This window comes from Pseudomonas sp. MYb193, assembly GCF_002966775.1.
Taxonomy (GTDB): domain Bacteria; phylum Pseudomonadota; class Gammaproteobacteria; order Pseudomonadales; family Pseudomonadaceae; genus Aquipseudomonas; species Aquipseudomonas paracarnis.
In genome coordinates this window covers 1741384-1754716 of the sequence record NZ_CP023269.1, presented here as the reverse complement: position 1 = coordinate 1754716, position 13333 = coordinate 1741384, and the positions used below count along the sequence as shown (strand labels likewise).

At 55.0% G+C, this 13333-nt stretch carries 13 protein-coding genes; 10 read left to right on the top strand and 3 right to left on the bottom strand.

All coding sequences use genetic code 11. The annotated features are described in order from the left end of the window. Positions 1-24: 24 nt before the first annotated feature. From CLM72_RS08250 to CLM72_RS08240, 3 genes are all read left to right on the top strand, one after another. The gene (locus tag CLM72_RS08250) at positions 25-1647 is read left to right on the top strand and encodes a 5-guanidino-2-oxopentanoate decarboxylase (protein WP_105226148.1); all 1623 of its coding nucleotides are present in this window, start codon (positions 25-27) and stop codon (positions 1645-1647) included. A 142-nt stretch (positions 1648-1789) separates the two neighbouring features. Continuing rightward, a complete protein-coding gene (locus CLM72_RS08245) occupies positions 1790-2977 on the top strand; it encodes a cyanate transporter (RefSeq protein ID WP_105226147.1) in 1188 nt (395 codons plus the stop codon). 137 nt (positions 2978-3114) lie between these two features. After that, positions 3115-4050, top strand: coding sequence for a LysR family transcriptional regulator (locus CLM72_RS08240; RefSeq protein ID WP_034126603.1), 936 nt, complete (start codon positions 3115-3117; stop codon positions 4048-4050). A gap of 32 nt (positions 4051-4082) precedes the next feature. On the opposite strand, the gene CLM72_RS08235 is transcribed toward CLM72_RS08240, so the two are convergent. Then, positions 4083-5042, bottom strand: a complete 960-nt coding sequence (locus CLM72_RS08235; RefSeq protein WP_105226146.1) for a LysR substrate-binding domain-containing protein — start codon at positions 5040-5042, stop codon at positions 4083-4085. Between the two features lie 277 nt (positions 5043-5319). Between CLM72_RS08235 and CLM72_RS08230 the strand changes: the two genes are divergently transcribed. The 7 genes from CLM72_RS08230 to CLM72_RS08200 all read left to right on the top strand — a co-directional run bounded on the left by CLM72_RS08230 (position 5320) and on the right by CLM72_RS08200 (position 11875). Beyond that, positions 5320-6279 (top strand): isopenicillin N synthase family oxygenase, encoded by a 960-nt coding sequence (locus tag CLM72_RS08230; protein ID WP_105226145.1) that lies wholly within the window; start codon positions 5320-5322, stop codon positions 6277-6279. Positions 6280-6293: 14 nt separating this feature from the next. Next, entirely contained in the window at positions 6294-6830 is a 537-nt protein-coding gene (locus CLM72_RS08225; protein ID WP_052199952.1) for a hypothetical protein, read from the top strand. 180 nt (positions 6831-7010) lie between these two features. Next, positions 7011-8081 carry a fatty acid desaturase gene (locus CLM72_RS08220; RefSeq protein ID WP_105226144.1) on the top strand — a complete coding sequence of 357 codons (1071 nt, stop codon included), beginning with the start codon at positions 7011-7013 and terminating at the stop codon, positions 8079-8081. Positions 8082-8222: 141 nt separating this feature from the next. Then, on the top strand, positions 8223-9242 hold the full coding sequence (locus CLM72_RS08215; RefSeq protein WP_034126600.1) for a TauD/TfdA family dioxygenase: 1020 nt from the start codon (positions 8223-8225) through the stop codon (positions 9240-9242). A gap of 18 nt (positions 9243-9260) precedes the next feature. Continuing rightward, positions 9261-10445, top strand: coding sequence for an amidohydrolase family protein (locus CLM72_RS08210; RefSeq protein WP_089041235.1), 1185 nt, complete (start codon positions 9261-9263; stop codon positions 10443-10445). A gap of 41 nt (positions 10446-10486) precedes the next feature. Then, a complete protein-coding gene (locus CLM72_RS08205) occupies positions 10487-11443 on the top strand; it encodes a hypothetical protein (RefSeq protein ID WP_105226143.1) in 957 nt (318 codons plus the stop codon). 27 nt (positions 11444-11470) lie between these two features. Further along, positions 11471-11875: a hypothetical protein gene (locus CLM72_RS08200; RefSeq protein WP_105226142.1), complete on the top strand. Its 405-nt coding sequence runs from the start codon at positions 11471-11473 to the stop codon at positions 11873-11875. A 47-nt stretch (positions 11876-11922) separates the two neighbouring features. Here the strand turns inward: CLM72_RS08200 and CLM72_RS08195 are convergent, their stop codons facing one another. Continuing rightward, positions 11923-12849, bottom strand: coding sequence for a LysR substrate-binding domain-containing protein (locus CLM72_RS08195; protein ID WP_003189553.1), 927 nt, complete (start codon positions 12847-12849; stop codon positions 11923-11925). Between the two features lie 242 nt (positions 12850-13091). Beyond that, on the bottom strand, positions 13092-13238 hold the full coding sequence (locus tag CLM72_RS28915; RefSeq protein ID WP_164919346.1) for a hypothetical protein: 147 nt from the start codon (positions 13236-13238) through the stop codon (positions 13092-13094). Positions 13239-13333 lie beyond the last annotated feature (95 nt).

Below are 13333 nucleotides of genomic sequence, written 5' to 3'. Positions count from 1 at the left end.
GAATCCATCACAAGAGCGACCTGTATGGCGACCTGCGGCGAAGTATTGGTGCACCTCCTGGAACGCTACGGCGTGGACCACGTGTTCGGCATTCCCGGCGTACACACCGTGGAGCTGTACCGGGGCCTGGCGCGTTCCAGTATCCGACATGTCACCCCGCGCCACGAACAGGGCGCCGGCTTCATGGCCGACGGTTATGCGCGCACCTCTGGCAAGCCCGGCGTGTGCTTTATCATCACCGGCCCCGGCATGACCAATATCACCACGGCCATGGGCCAGGCCTATGCCGACTCGATCCCGATGCTGGTGATATCCAGCGTGCAGGCACGCAGCCAGTTGGGCGGCGGGCGCGGCAAGTTGCATGAGCTGCCGAACCAGAGCGCGCTGGTGGCCGGGGTGGCGGCGTTCTCCCACACCTTGATGTCGGCGGCGGAACTGCCGGGCGTGCTGGCGCGGGCGTTTGCGTTGTTCCAGGCCGGTCGGCCGCGCCCGGTGCATATAGAGATCCCCCTGGATGTGTTGGTGGAAAATGCCGACGCGTTGCTGGGCAGTACGCCTGTCAGCGTCGCCCGCGCTGGCGCGGCACCGGCGGCCGTGCAGCAGGTGAGCCAGAGGCTGGCTGCGGCCAAGCGCCCGCTGATCCTGGCCGGTGGCGGCGCCATTGACGCAGCCGACGAACTGACCCACCTCGCAGAAGCCCTCGGCGCGCCCGTGGCCTTGACCATTAACGCCAAGGGTATGTTGCCCGCCGCGCACCCGCTGCTGATCGGCTCCACGCAAACACTGCCCGCCACCCGTGCCTTGGTGGCTGAAGCTGACGTGGTATTGGCGATCGGCACCGAGTTGGCGGAGACCGACTACGACGTCACCTTCGCCGGCGGTTTCAACATTCCCGGAACGCTGTTGCGCATCGATATTGACCCGGACCAGACCGTGCGCAACTACCCGCCCCAAGTGGCACTGGTGGCCGACGCGCGCATTGCCGCCCAGGCCCTGCTTACCGCACTCAACCGCCAGCCGCTGGCGCCGCGCACTGCCGACTGGGGTGCAGCACGCGTCGCCCGTTTGTGGGCCGAGCTGGAACCTGCCTGGGACGCTGCGACGCGTGCGCAAACCCGGTTTCTCAACGCGGTTCTGGAGGAATTGCCCGGCGTGGTGTTCGTGGGCGACTCCACTCAACCGGTGTACAGCGGCAACCTGACCCTGAACCTCGACCACCCACGCCGCTGGTTCAATTCCTCCACCGGTTACGGCACCCTGGGTTATGCCCTGCCTGCGGCCATTGGTGCCTGGCTCGGGCGCGGCGATGGCCAACCGGTGGTGTGCCTGATCGGCGACGGCGGCCTGCAATTTACCCTGCCGGAGCTGGCCAGCGCGGTGGAAGCGCGTACACCGGTGATCGTGCTGCTGTGGAATAACCAGGGTTATGAAGAGATCAAGAAATACATGGTCAACCGTGACATCGAACCGGTGGGTGTGGACATCTACACGCCGGACTTTATCGGCGTGGCCAAGGCCTTGGGTTGCGCAGCGCAAAGCGTCCATGGCACTGAAGCGTTGCGCACTGCTTTACGTGCCGCCGCTGATCGCCAAGGGCCGACGCTGCTTGAAATCGACCAGGGGCGGTGGGAGTTGCCGAGTCTGTGATCCCGGCCTGCCAGCCAACACCCCATGCGCGCTTACCTCACCACTCGGCATCCGCATTTTTTCAATAACCCCTGCGACTTTCTGATTTGCCCCGCTGCACGCTCCATGGCCTGATTCGCCCTTGTTCATTCAAGGCAGGCCCATGGAAAACGTTCAGGCAAAATCCACCTCCGCACTATGGCTGATGATCAGCGTGGTGCTCGTCGCTCTCAACTTGCGCCCCTCGATGGCGGCCGTGGGGCCCTTGCTGGCGTCGATTCGTGCGGATGTGCCGCTAAGTTTCAGCAGCGCCGCCTTACTGACCATGTTGCCGGTCATGGCCATGGGCCTGGCGATGTTCTTTGGCATGGGCCTGGCCAAGCGCGTGGGCGAGCATCGCAGCATTGTGCTGTCGCTGCTGGTGATTGGGCTGGCGACCTTGTCGCGGTTGTTCCTGGACTCGGCACTGGAGCTGATAGTAAGTGCCATCGCGGCGGGAGTCGGCATTGCGCTGATTCAGGCATTGATGCCGGCGCTGATCAAGTCGCGGTTCAGCGCCAATGTCTCGTTATTCATGGGCCTGTATGTCACCGCGATCATGGGCGGCGCGGCCCTGGCTGCTTCGTTCTCGCCGTTGGTACAAACCCGGACCGGCAGCTGGCGTATCGGCCTGGCGGTCTGGGCGATGCTGGCGTTGTTGGCCCTGGTGTTCTGGTATGCCCAGCGTGCGGCCCTACCGCCCTTGCCTCAAGCCGGTTCGGGCCCTCAGGAGGCTTTTTTCAGCAATCGCCGCGCCTGGCTGCTGGCGATCTTTTTTGGCCTCGGCACCGCGTCCTACACCTGTGTGCTGGCGTGGCTGGCGCCCTACTACGTCGAGCAGGGTTGGAGTGAACAGAATGCCGGCTTGCTGCTGGGATTCTTGACCGCCATGGAAGTGATCTCCGGCCTGGTCACCCCGGCCATCGCCAACCGCCGCCAGGATAAGCGTGGCGTGGTGGCGGTGTTGCTGGTGCTGATCATCCTGGGTTTCTGCGGGCTCATTCTCAGCCCGCAACACTGGAACCTGTTGTGGCCCTGCCTGCTCGGCCTGGGGATTGGCGGCCTGTTTCCGATGAGCCTGATCCTGTCCCTGGACCACCTCGACAACCCGCGCCGCGCCGGTGGCCTTACCGCCTTTGTGCAGGGCATTGGTTATCTGATCGCCGGCCTGTCGCCGCTCATTGCCGGCATGATCCGCGACCAATTGGGCAGCTTCGAATGGGCCTGGTGGTCATTGATGGCAGTGAGCGGGCTGATGCTGCTGATCGTCATGCGTTTCAACCCGACGCATTACGCACGCCATATCCGCTGACGTCGTATTACAAACATTTTTTGTCCCACACAAAACATTGAAGGGTCCTACAGAGCTTTCTATTGGTACGAGCGTTCCGTTAACATTTTGCTCAGTCTTGTACTGAGTTCGGTACAAAGGGTTTACGGACGAAACCGATGCTAAACAGTAACTTGCTCAGAAAGCTCGATATGCAGGATTTGATGGTGTTCATCGCCGTCTACGACCAGAGCAGCGTTACCGAGGTGTCTGAAACGCTGTTCGTCAGCCAGTCCACCGTGAGCTATAGCCTGAAGAAGCTGCGCACCAGCTTTGAAGATGAGCTGTTTATCAACACCCGCGCAGGCATGCGTCCTACGTACAAGGCCACCACCATGTACGAACACGTGCACAAGATTCTGGAAAGCATCAACCTGTGCCATGCCGGTGGCCAGGCTTTTGATCCGACCCAACAGGCCGTGACCTTCAATGTGTGCGCGCCGGAATATTTCGAACAGTTGATCCTGCCGCGCCTGCTGAAGCGCTTCGACCATGCCGACCTGCCGGTAATCGTCAATGTGCAGAAGCTGGAAACCGACATCCCCGCCGATGACCTGCGTGAAGGTCGCCTGGACCTGGTGATCTGCTTCGGCCCGCACTTTCACCGCGCTCACAAAGACTTCAAGACCCAGATGCTGCTGGAGGACGACTTGGTCTGCGTGTGCGACCAACGCTCAGCGCCCAGGGAACAGGCGTTCAGCCTGCAATCCTTCGTTGAGCGGCGCCACGTATTCCCTACGCCGTGGACCTCCGACACCAACATGATCGATGGCTGGCTTGCGCGCCAGGCCCGCAAGCGTCAGGTGATTGCACGGGCCAACAGCTACAGCGCGGCATTGAAGATGATTGCCGGCACTGACTTCATCGTCACCTTGCCCCGCCGCGTGCAAAAGTTACTGGCACCGGCGCCGGCATTCGGTGTTTGCGAAGCACCTAACGGTTTGCCGGGGTTCACCCTGGATATGCAGTGGAACGAAACCAGTGGGCAGGACAGCGCCAATACCTGGTTTCGGGAACAAGTGGTGAAGGTGTGTGCGGATCAGGGTTTGTTATAGGAACACGCCTGATCAAGCTCTCCACCCCCTGATCAGATAGCCAGTGACGTTCGGCGCTTAGTGACAGCCTGCGATGCAACATCCCGAGCGACCGGGCAATCGATATGGCAGTCTGCTATTACTTTGACCATCCATGCCAGAAACTTCTTTACGGCACCTGAACGCTCACGCCCCGGCACGCACACAGCTGAAAACTGCGCGCCCGGAATCTTGATGTCGGGTCTGTAAGGAATCAGCAATCCATTCGCAACATAGTCTGCCGCCAAGACCGTGCTCGCCAGCGTCAAGCCATGCCCGGCAATAGCGGCCTGGAGCGCAAAATGCTCATCGTTGTATTCACGATAGACCGCGTTTGATAGCCAACTTTCATGATTCGCAGCCGCGCACCAGGACGCCCAACTAATTGAAGCGGGCGATGACGTAGCCCAACGTATATTTATAAGTTTCAACGAAGTTTCAACTTCTTCTTGCCTCCAGTGGGCATGAGAGAAAACACCAAACTGTTCGCGCATAAGCGCGTGGCTGTACAAGTCTGGAAAATCGCGAAACCCACAACGAATAGCTAAATCAACAGATGAATCACGAAACAAATCCACTACTTCATTACTGGTTTCAACACTGATATGAATGTCTGGATGTTCACTATAAAATTTCGCCAGTCGGGGAATCAACCATAAAGACGCAAATGCTGGCGTGGTAGAAACTCGGAGTGTGTTGGCGTCGGCGGGTGGCTTGAGCGAAGACATACTACCGCTTATATCCAGAAACGAAAGATGCACCTTTGAATATAGCCTCTCACCGTTCGCTGTGAGTTGAACACCGTGGGGAGTGCGCACAAAAAGCATACTGCCCAGTAAGTTTTCAAGTGTTTTTATTTGTTGTGATACTGCCGCTGGGGTAACAAACAACTCTGCGGACGCTGCTTTAAACCCGCCGAGTCTTGCGGCAGATTCAAATGCACGAATGGCTGTCAACGGCAATTTTGCGAACATTAATCAATCCCCCTTCCATGGTAAAAAAACTAAGCCAGGCTTACTTTATCTGATTTGCCTTCGCTTTCATAGAAGTGAATTCTAGGCTACGCCACCTAGCCGGTATCAGGAGGCGCGTCGATCGAGAATGTCGAGTCCCTACTGACAGCGCTTGCGGATTGACGGAATTCTTTAGTCTAACTAATGACACTGGCCTATATACGGTCTATCCCTGAGTGCACTTCAGCGTTCATGGAGTAGGTCTCGTTGCGCCTTTTTTAGAGCAAATGGTGCATTCATGGAAAAGAACATACCTATCATTGACGTCGGTAGTTTGACGCAGGGAGCAGAGATATCACCATATCTAGTAAAGGAGATCGACAACGCGTGCAGGGAGGTCGGATTTTTCACCGTCGTCAATCACGGTGTAGATAACACGCTTATTTCAACTGTCTTCTCTCAGATAGAATCGTTTTTTGACCTGCCTGTTCAGGCCAAGGAAAAAATCGAAATTCATAAATCCCCCTATATGCGTGGCTACTTTAGCGAAGGCGCTGATAAGTCGGATGGCATATTGGGCGATGTCAAAGAGGGTTTTGACATGGCAGCGGACTTGTCGCTTGACGACGAGTTCGTAAAAGCCAAATTACCTTTCTACGGCCCCAATGTATGGCCAGAGGAATTACCCGACTTCAAGCTTGCGATGACGGAATATCACTCGCAAATGCTTGCGTTCGGAAAAAAACTGCTAAACGTGTTTGCCCTTGCGCTCAATATGCCGATCGATTACTTCGATGATAAATTCAAGAAGCCGATGGCCCAATTGAGAGTCCTGCGTTATCCCTCCACCCAATATACGCAGGGAGCGCCGATGGGTGCTGGAGAGCATACAGACTTCGGCTGGATCACCATGATCTCGGAAAGTGCCACCGGGGGGTTGGAGGTACAGAGTGCCAACGGCACCTGGATCAAAGTCAAACCCATCCCGAATGCCTTTGTCGTCAATGTCGGGGACCTAATGTCTCGCTGGACGAATGACCGTTACAAGGCAACGCTGCATCGAGTGATAAATACCTCCGGCAAATTACGCCATTCGGCGGCGTTCTTTATGGACCCAGACTACACCGCCAAAGTGGAGTGCCTGCCCAGTTGTTGCGCAGACGGCAGCCCTGCGAAATACAGAGCGATCATCGCGGGTGAGTACATGGACCAGAGGTTCTTGGAAACCACCACATTTCGTGAACTTGAACCCAACTAGTAGGAGTATTGAACGTGCTAGGTAAAGAATACACATTCTATCTATCAGCGATCGTAGCGATACTGGGCACCGTGGGCTATCACATGCTCATGAAGAAAATACCGTCTACGATCAACCCCTTGGTTTCAATTGTCAGTATTTATGTGGCGATCGTTATCCTGTCCACCTTGATGTTGCCGTTTTTTTTGGGCAGTGGAACGTTACTCGCGGGTTTGAAGCAAATGACCTGGCTTCAGGGAGGCATCGCGTTTTGCATCTTGATGATGGAAATCGGCTTTTTGATGATGTATCGCAGTGGATGGGACCTCAGTACGGGCAATATCGTTACCGGCGCCATTATCAATATTGCGCTCGGCTTCATCGGGGTATTTCTGCTTAAAGAAGGACTCTCTTATTTAAATATTGCCGGTGTTTTATTGTGCATCGTCGGCGTGATACTGATCGGCTACAAATCCAGTAGCAGCGAACAACCCGTGGACGCGGATACGCACGCTACGGTCTCGCTAGTACCACCTTCACTGGTGCCAGATGCAACAGCAAAAGAACCCTAGCCAGCCGTACACCTGCAATACATCTCTGGCATTGTGTATGCACACATATTCAAACCCCGCCGTTAGTTCCACATGCGCACGGAAGTGATTACACCTGTCCAGGCATGATCGGTTGTTCAATGCTAGCCCCCAAACCAGCTCAATAAGCGTTTCAGTGATTTTGCTCTTGAAGGTGATGAGATGTCTTTACTGTATGCTGATAATTATCTGCGCGCCATCAAAGACGCCAACGTGAAAACCCTGCTTATTTCAATAGCTAAAGAGCGAAGACTGTTGCCATCGCTGATGGTACTAAGTGCAATAGCATCCTTCACTGTAGGGGGCATATTCCTGGCATATACTCAACAGATCGTTGCGGTACTCGGTGCGATTATCTTGATTGCCCTTGCCAAAATCTGGTCCTGGTACCTGAGCCACGATTGCGCGCACAATTCTGTTTTCAAGTCGAAGAAAGTCAATTCTGTCATCGGAGAGTTGCTGTCTTTCCTTAACGGCCTCTCTTTCTTTTCATTTGAAGCCTATAGAAAAGATCATGTTCGCCATCATGCGGAAAAAATTGATATTGGTGGGTTCGATAGTGGTCACTTTGCTGTCGCTCACCCGAGGCTATTCAGTGCAATCATTGTTGCAGAAAAAATATATCTTCCCGCCTTCTACTATGTGATCAAGCTTACCAATATTTACTCCGTGATATTCAGTGGCAGCAGGCGCGAAGTTGCAAGGGGTATTGGAAGCCTGTGCATTTACGTTGTCGCCTTCGCTACGTTTGCCCGGTTCTCCCTGATACTTGTGGTGGTATGGCAAGCCTCCTCCTTCCTTAGGATACACATCGTACGATTCGTCGACTGTTTCCAGCATTCTTTCCAGCAGGTGTATACGGCGGGAGAAAAGCTAACCCATGGAAAACACTACGAAATCCAGAATACCTTCTCCGTACCGGTGGCAAGAAAGTTTACCTTCCTCAATCTGATTATTTTGAATTTTGGTTACCACGCGGCCCACCACTGCTTTCCAACATGCCCTTGGTATATGTTGCCACAACTGGAAGCTGCCATAACCAAACAGTTGCGGCTTTACGGAATAACGGACACAAGAGAAGAAAGCACGCCATTCTTCAACTTCATGACTGCCTATCATCGTGGGCGGTTATCAAGAATCATCAGCACCGATGAAGGACAACCCTATGATGCTGATGGCCAATTTAACACCCATCATTTCACCGGTGCGTACACAGATAAGCTCTTAGGTTGAGTCACCCACTCAGGTCGGGCCTTATCAAAGCATGGACACTGTCAGGTCGTGGATACGGAGACCCCCACCTCAGCGCTTGAAAGCCGTAACTTACTATAACTCAACTCATGACAAATCAATCAGATCTATAAAGGAGTGCGCGTGGACGATTCATGTGCAGACGCCAACAGCTTCTGGCTGACGGCTGTTGAAAAAGAGAGTATTCGGGACGCGCTCATAGACATTTGTTACGAGCCAACGGGAGGGCGAGACTACATCCACCTCATTCGCATGACCGCTTATCAAAAGTTTCCCGCACGACTTCTAAAAAAGCTTGAATCACTTAAAGATGACGATGCTTCTTATTGTGTATTTGAGAACCTTCCGATTGATGACACATTTGGCAGCCCCCAAGGCGACGCTAATAGCTTGAACTTCAAAAGTGGTTATCTTTCTGAAAATGTGCTGGTTGCCCTGGGCAGTTTGATAGCGGAGCCCTACTCCATCAAGCATGAGGGGCCAAAACTGGTCAATGACTTGGTACCGCATCCGGAGGCCGTAGGCGAGTATACCGGCAACGGTTCGGACCTGGAGTTGGACCTGCACACCGAAAATGCCTTTCAGGCTTATGACTCCCGTGGAGACACCTCGCCGCTGGCTCTTCTGCTTCTCGGCGTTCGCGGTGACCCTGCCGGGGTGGGCCCGAAAACCTGGGTGGCCGATGCGAGGGAAGCCCTTCAGGTTCTGGAACAGGCCGATATTGAAATCCTATATGGCAAACATTTCATCATTCGTCAGCCCTACCGCTGGAGGAACAGTGCCGCAGGCGCTAAAGAAACTCATGTGTACCCAATTCTGAGCGGCCCGCTGACTCACCCTAGAGTCACTGCTGCGTTTTACCCGGACATGGTAATTGCCGCTGATCACGAAGCACAAAATACCCTGTTGAGGTTTTACAACGCGCTTAAAAGCGTAGCGCGGCCGCTGGACATTCAACCTGGCAAGTTGGTGTACATCAACAATCGTTTCATGCTCCATTCGCGTGACAAGTTCACCCCCAGTTTCGATCCAGAGGGGCATGCGTATCGTTGGATCCAGCGTTTGTTCATCACGAACAACTTGTGGAACTTCCGTTCATTCAACAAGTGTGGCGCGCGGATCTTCGAACCCGTTACTCGATGATATAAAGAGATAAATTAAATGTCGAACCATAAGCCATATACATCAATTATTCATAATATAGGCACTTTCCTCACGGGTGATCTCGCGTCTCCACTCATTACAGCAGATACCCTCGTCAGTGTTGATGGAATGATCACCTACGTTGGTCAGGCAGCAGATGTGGATTTTTCACACGCAGACCTGCTGATTGACGCCAAGCAGAGCACGGTCATGCCAGGTTTGATCGACAACCACACTCACCCGACCCTGGGTGAGTACAGCCCGCGCTCTGGCAACCACAATTGGATCTGGCACTCCTTGCAGGGCGGCGTGACGACCATGATCTCTGCCGGGGAAGTGCACGTTCCGGGGCTACCGACCGACAGGGTCGGTACTATCGCCATGGCAATCGCAGCGCAGCGCTCTTTCTCCAATGCGCGCCCTAGCGGAATAAAAATGGAAGCCGGCGCGCCACTGCTCAACGATGAATTTTCAGATGAGGATTTCGCCGCAATGGTTGCTCAAGGCATCAACCAACTGGGAGAGGTCGGGATAGGCCCGGTCAAGTCAGTCAGTCGTGCAGCTGAATTGGTCAAGATGGCTCGCAAACACGGCATGACCTCCATTACCCACACGGGCGGTCCTTCAATTTCTACCTCCCAGAGCATGGGTGCAGAAGAGATCCTTGAAATTGCGCCCGATATCATCGGGCATATCAATGGCGGCTATACCGCACTGGCACCCAGCCAAATCAGATGCCTGTGTGAAGGCTGTCTGGGTGCCTTGGAAATCGTACATAACGGCAACGAGTTCGCGGCGGTTACCACCCTGAATTACGCACGAGAAATGAACCAACTGGACCGTATCGTCATTGGCACGGATTCTCCTGCCGGATGTGGGGTTCCCGCGCTTGGCATGCTCAGGGCAATTGCCTTGCTCAGTAGTTTCGGCGACGTTCCACCGGAAAAGGCCGTCTGTTTCGCAACGGGTAACACCGCCAAGGTGAGAAAGTTGAATCGCGGGATTCTGGGCGTCGGAAGAGAAGCCGACATTCTGATCGCCTGTGGGCCTTTGGGAGGAGCGCAACCCAGCGTACTTGGAAGTTTCAGCAGTGGTGACCTTCCAAGTATTACCTCGATTCTGATCGATGGGCGCCTGGTCGTGAGGCAATCCAGGAACTCGCCACCGCCATCTGTCACACCTGAAATAACTCTGCGTACCTAATAGCAGCGTCCCGAAAGGGACGTCGCCTCGAGAGCACTCATATGCATAGAATTCTGCCCGAAATTACGCGCAGAGGGCCTACCGTACTCGCATGCGGTTGCGCAATTGGATTGGCTATTCCCTATCTTGCAGACTTGGCGAGGCCATTGCTCCCCGTCATGGTTTTCATATTTGTTCTGGGCACTCTCCTGCGTATTAACAACGCTGAAGTCATCAGTGCAGCCAGAAACTTGAAAATATCCCTGATATTTCCAGCCCTGATGGTGGTGGCATGCCCTTATATTTTTGGAATGCTTTCGCTTTACCTCACCGGCAATCAAGAACTTTCCCTTGCGATAGCCATCGCTGTTGCCGCCCCGCCCGCCAGCGGAAATGCAGCCGTCGCGAGAATGCTCGGGCTTGACCCTTCCATGTCACTGGTGACTGCGCTCTGCTCAATGGCAATTATCCCTGTCACCGCTCCGCTGATACTCCACCTATTCGCTGATGGCCTTTCACTCTCCTTGAACCCCGTTGATCTGGCGATCAGACTGGCCGTGTTGATAGGAGGCGCCGAAGGTGCTGCTATTTTGATACGTCGTTTTTCGCACACCTTCGTCGCCACGCACGGCCTGGCTATTGACGGTATTGTCGTCATCGCGCTTTTCCTCTTTGCAGTAGGCACGATGGCGGGCATGCAGCAGGTAATTCTGGAGACCCCTTCGTTGGCCATCTCAATGATCGCCATCGCTTACTGCATCAACATCTGCCTGCAGCTTCTCATGGGCTGTTTATATCCCGGGTCATTGATCGCCAAGTTCACCATGGCACTCAACGGTGGCAATAGAAATGTTGGGCTATTATGGTCTGCTCTTGGTGTCAGCTTATCGCCCACAATGGCGTTGTATTTTGCATGCTGCCAACTGCCTATTCACACCATGCCGAAGATACTGCAGTTTGTTTTACCCAAAGTTGAAAGCTATTTGAACAAACTGGTTTTAAGCAAGAATCGAATTTGAGCTATTACCGCCTGGAACTGCATAAAAATGATACTCACGCCAGAAAATATCAGGCAGATTGCCGAACGCTCTTCGCTGGAGACTACTGCCTGCTCTTGTATTCGGGGCTTGTCGCAGGGGTGGGAAACCTTACCCAAAACACTCGAGGCGAGCAGCCTGTTGCGCTTCATAGGCGAAATCTCGACCGATAGGGCACAAGAACTCAGCCTTGAGGAATACCACCCGAACGGTACCCATTTCTGGTCTGAAGACGCGCCTATCTGCTTTGATTTCTTTCCTTATAATATTTCAAGCATCTGGGGCTGTAAGTGTTGCGCGCGAGCATTCCTCAGGTTTACAGAAGCAGGCGCCTATCACTCCGAGCAACGCATCCGTATTTTGCGTGCGTCGCTGATTGGCAACCCCGTTCAAGAAGAGCACGTTCAGGATTAGCCGTTCTTGAGCCGCCCCCCCTCCTGCCCCTAGCACGGGTATAAACCTCAGGCTTTATTCGCTACCAACCCGCGATCACTCATGAATGCCTCCAGCCGCGAGCGCATCCAGCGTTCCGCCGGGTCTGTGTCAACGTGACTGAGCCACACCATCGACAAATCCAGGGTCGGGGTTTCGAACGGGAACGGCTCGCAGAACAGGTTCCCGCTGGCGGCCATGGCCTGGGCGGTGTAATCCGGCAGGCTGGCGATCATGTCGGTGCCGGCAAGCAAGGCCGGCAACGAGCTGTATTGCGGCACCGAGAGCACTACATGGCGTTTGCGTCCCACCTCTGCCAGCCACTCATCGGCAAACCCGGCGACGTTGGCGGTGTGGGACACCAACACGTGGGGCCGTGCGCAATATTCGTCGAGGGTCAGCGGTGTGTCCGAGGCATCGGCGCGCAGCAGGCACGGGCGGATGTGCCGCAACAGCTTGCGCTTGGCATTGGCCGGCAGCCCGCGGGTCTGGGTGATGCCGACGGTAATATCGCCGGAAGCCAGCAGGTCGGGAATGCGCCAATAATCCACATGCTGCACCACGAACACCACCTGCGGCGCTTCCTGACGCAAGGCCCGTAGCAAGGGTGGCAGCAGGCCGAACTCAACGTCATCGGACAGGCCGATGCGGAAAGTCATGGTGCTGATGGACGGGTCGAAATCATGGGTCAGGCTCAGGGCCGAAGACAGCGAGTCCAGGGCCGGCGACAGGTGCTGGATGATCTCCTCGGCGCGCGCCGTAGGCTCCATGCGATGGCCGACACGAATAAACAGTGGGTCGTTGAACAGGGTACGCAGGCGGTTGAGGGCCGAACTGATGGTCGGTTGGCCGAGAAACAGCTTCTCCGCCACCCGCGTCACATTGCGCTCGAGCATCAGTGCTTCAAAGACCACCATCAGATTGATGTCAGCCTTGCGTAATTCATTGCGATTCATCGGCGCCTGCCCCTTTCCCCAAGACAAGCGGCAGTTTAGGAAGGCTGGGGAGCTGCGTCTATGTGCGTACTGCTCAATAACGGGTTGGGGACGGTAAATCTGCGTTTGAAGGTTGCCGCTGCACTTAAAAATGTGGGAGCGGGCTTGCTCGCGAAGGCGGTGGATCAGCCGACGACTCCGTTGACTGACACACCGCCTTCGCGAGCAAGCCCGCTCCCACAATTAGACCGCGGTTACCTGACTCAAGGCTTGAGCGGAAACTCCTGGTCACGCTCGGAAAGCTCGGTGCCATCGTCCGGATGCTTCCAGGTTTGCGGCTTTTCGTCTTCGCGCTGCCGCCGGGGTTCTTCACGCTCCGGCTCGTTGTGCTGCTTGTGTTCGTTCCCCATAACGGCCTCCGTCCATAAGAATTGGAAACAGCTTCAAGCATAGGACACGGCGGGTTGTTTTGAAGCCGGGATAGATTGATAGCCAATACGCATCA

Excerpts from the sequence above, each read along its gene's own strand:
- CLM72_RS08250 (WP_105226148.1), top strand. The coding sequence starts at position 25 with ATGGCGACCTGCGGCGAAGTATTGGTGCACCTCCTGGAACGCTACGGC.
- CLM72_RS08245 (WP_105226147.1), top strand. The coding sequence starts at position 1,790 with ATGGAAAACGTTCAGGCAAAATCCACCTCCGCACTATGGCTGATGATC.
- CLM72_RS08240 (WP_034126603.1), top strand. The coding sequence starts at position 3,115 with ATGCTAAACAGTAACTTGCTCAGAAAGCTCGATATGCAGGATTTGATG.
- CLM72_RS08235 (WP_105226146.1), bottom strand. The coding sequence starts at position 5,042 with ATGTTCGCAAAATTGCCGTTGACAGCCATTCGTGCATTTGAATCTGCC.
- CLM72_RS08230 (WP_105226145.1), top strand. The coding sequence starts at position 5,320 with ATGGAAAAGAACATACCTATCATTGACGTCGGTAGTTTGACGCAGGGA.
- CLM72_RS08220 (WP_105226144.1), top strand. The coding sequence starts at position 7,011 with ATGTCTTTACTGTATGCTGATAATTATCTGCGCGCCATCAAAGACGCC.
- CLM72_RS08210 (WP_089041235.1), top strand. The coding sequence starts at position 9,261 with ATGTCGAACCATAAGCCATATACATCAATTATTCATAATATAGGCACT.
- CLM72_RS08205 (WP_105226143.1), top strand. The coding sequence starts at position 10,487 with ATGCATAGAATTCTGCCCGAAATTACGCGCAGAGGGCCTACCGTACTC.
- CLM72_RS08200 (WP_105226142.1), top strand. The coding sequence starts at position 11,471 with ATGATACTCACGCCAGAAAATATCAGGCAGATTGCCGAACGCTCTTCG.
- CLM72_RS08195 (WP_003189553.1), bottom strand. The coding sequence starts at position 12,849 with ATGAATCGCAATGAATTACGCAAGGCTGACATCAATCTGATGGTGGTC.
- CLM72_RS28915 (WP_164919346.1), bottom strand. The coding sequence starts at position 13,238 with ATGGGGAACGAACACAAGCAGCACAACGAGCCGGAGCGTGAAGAACCC.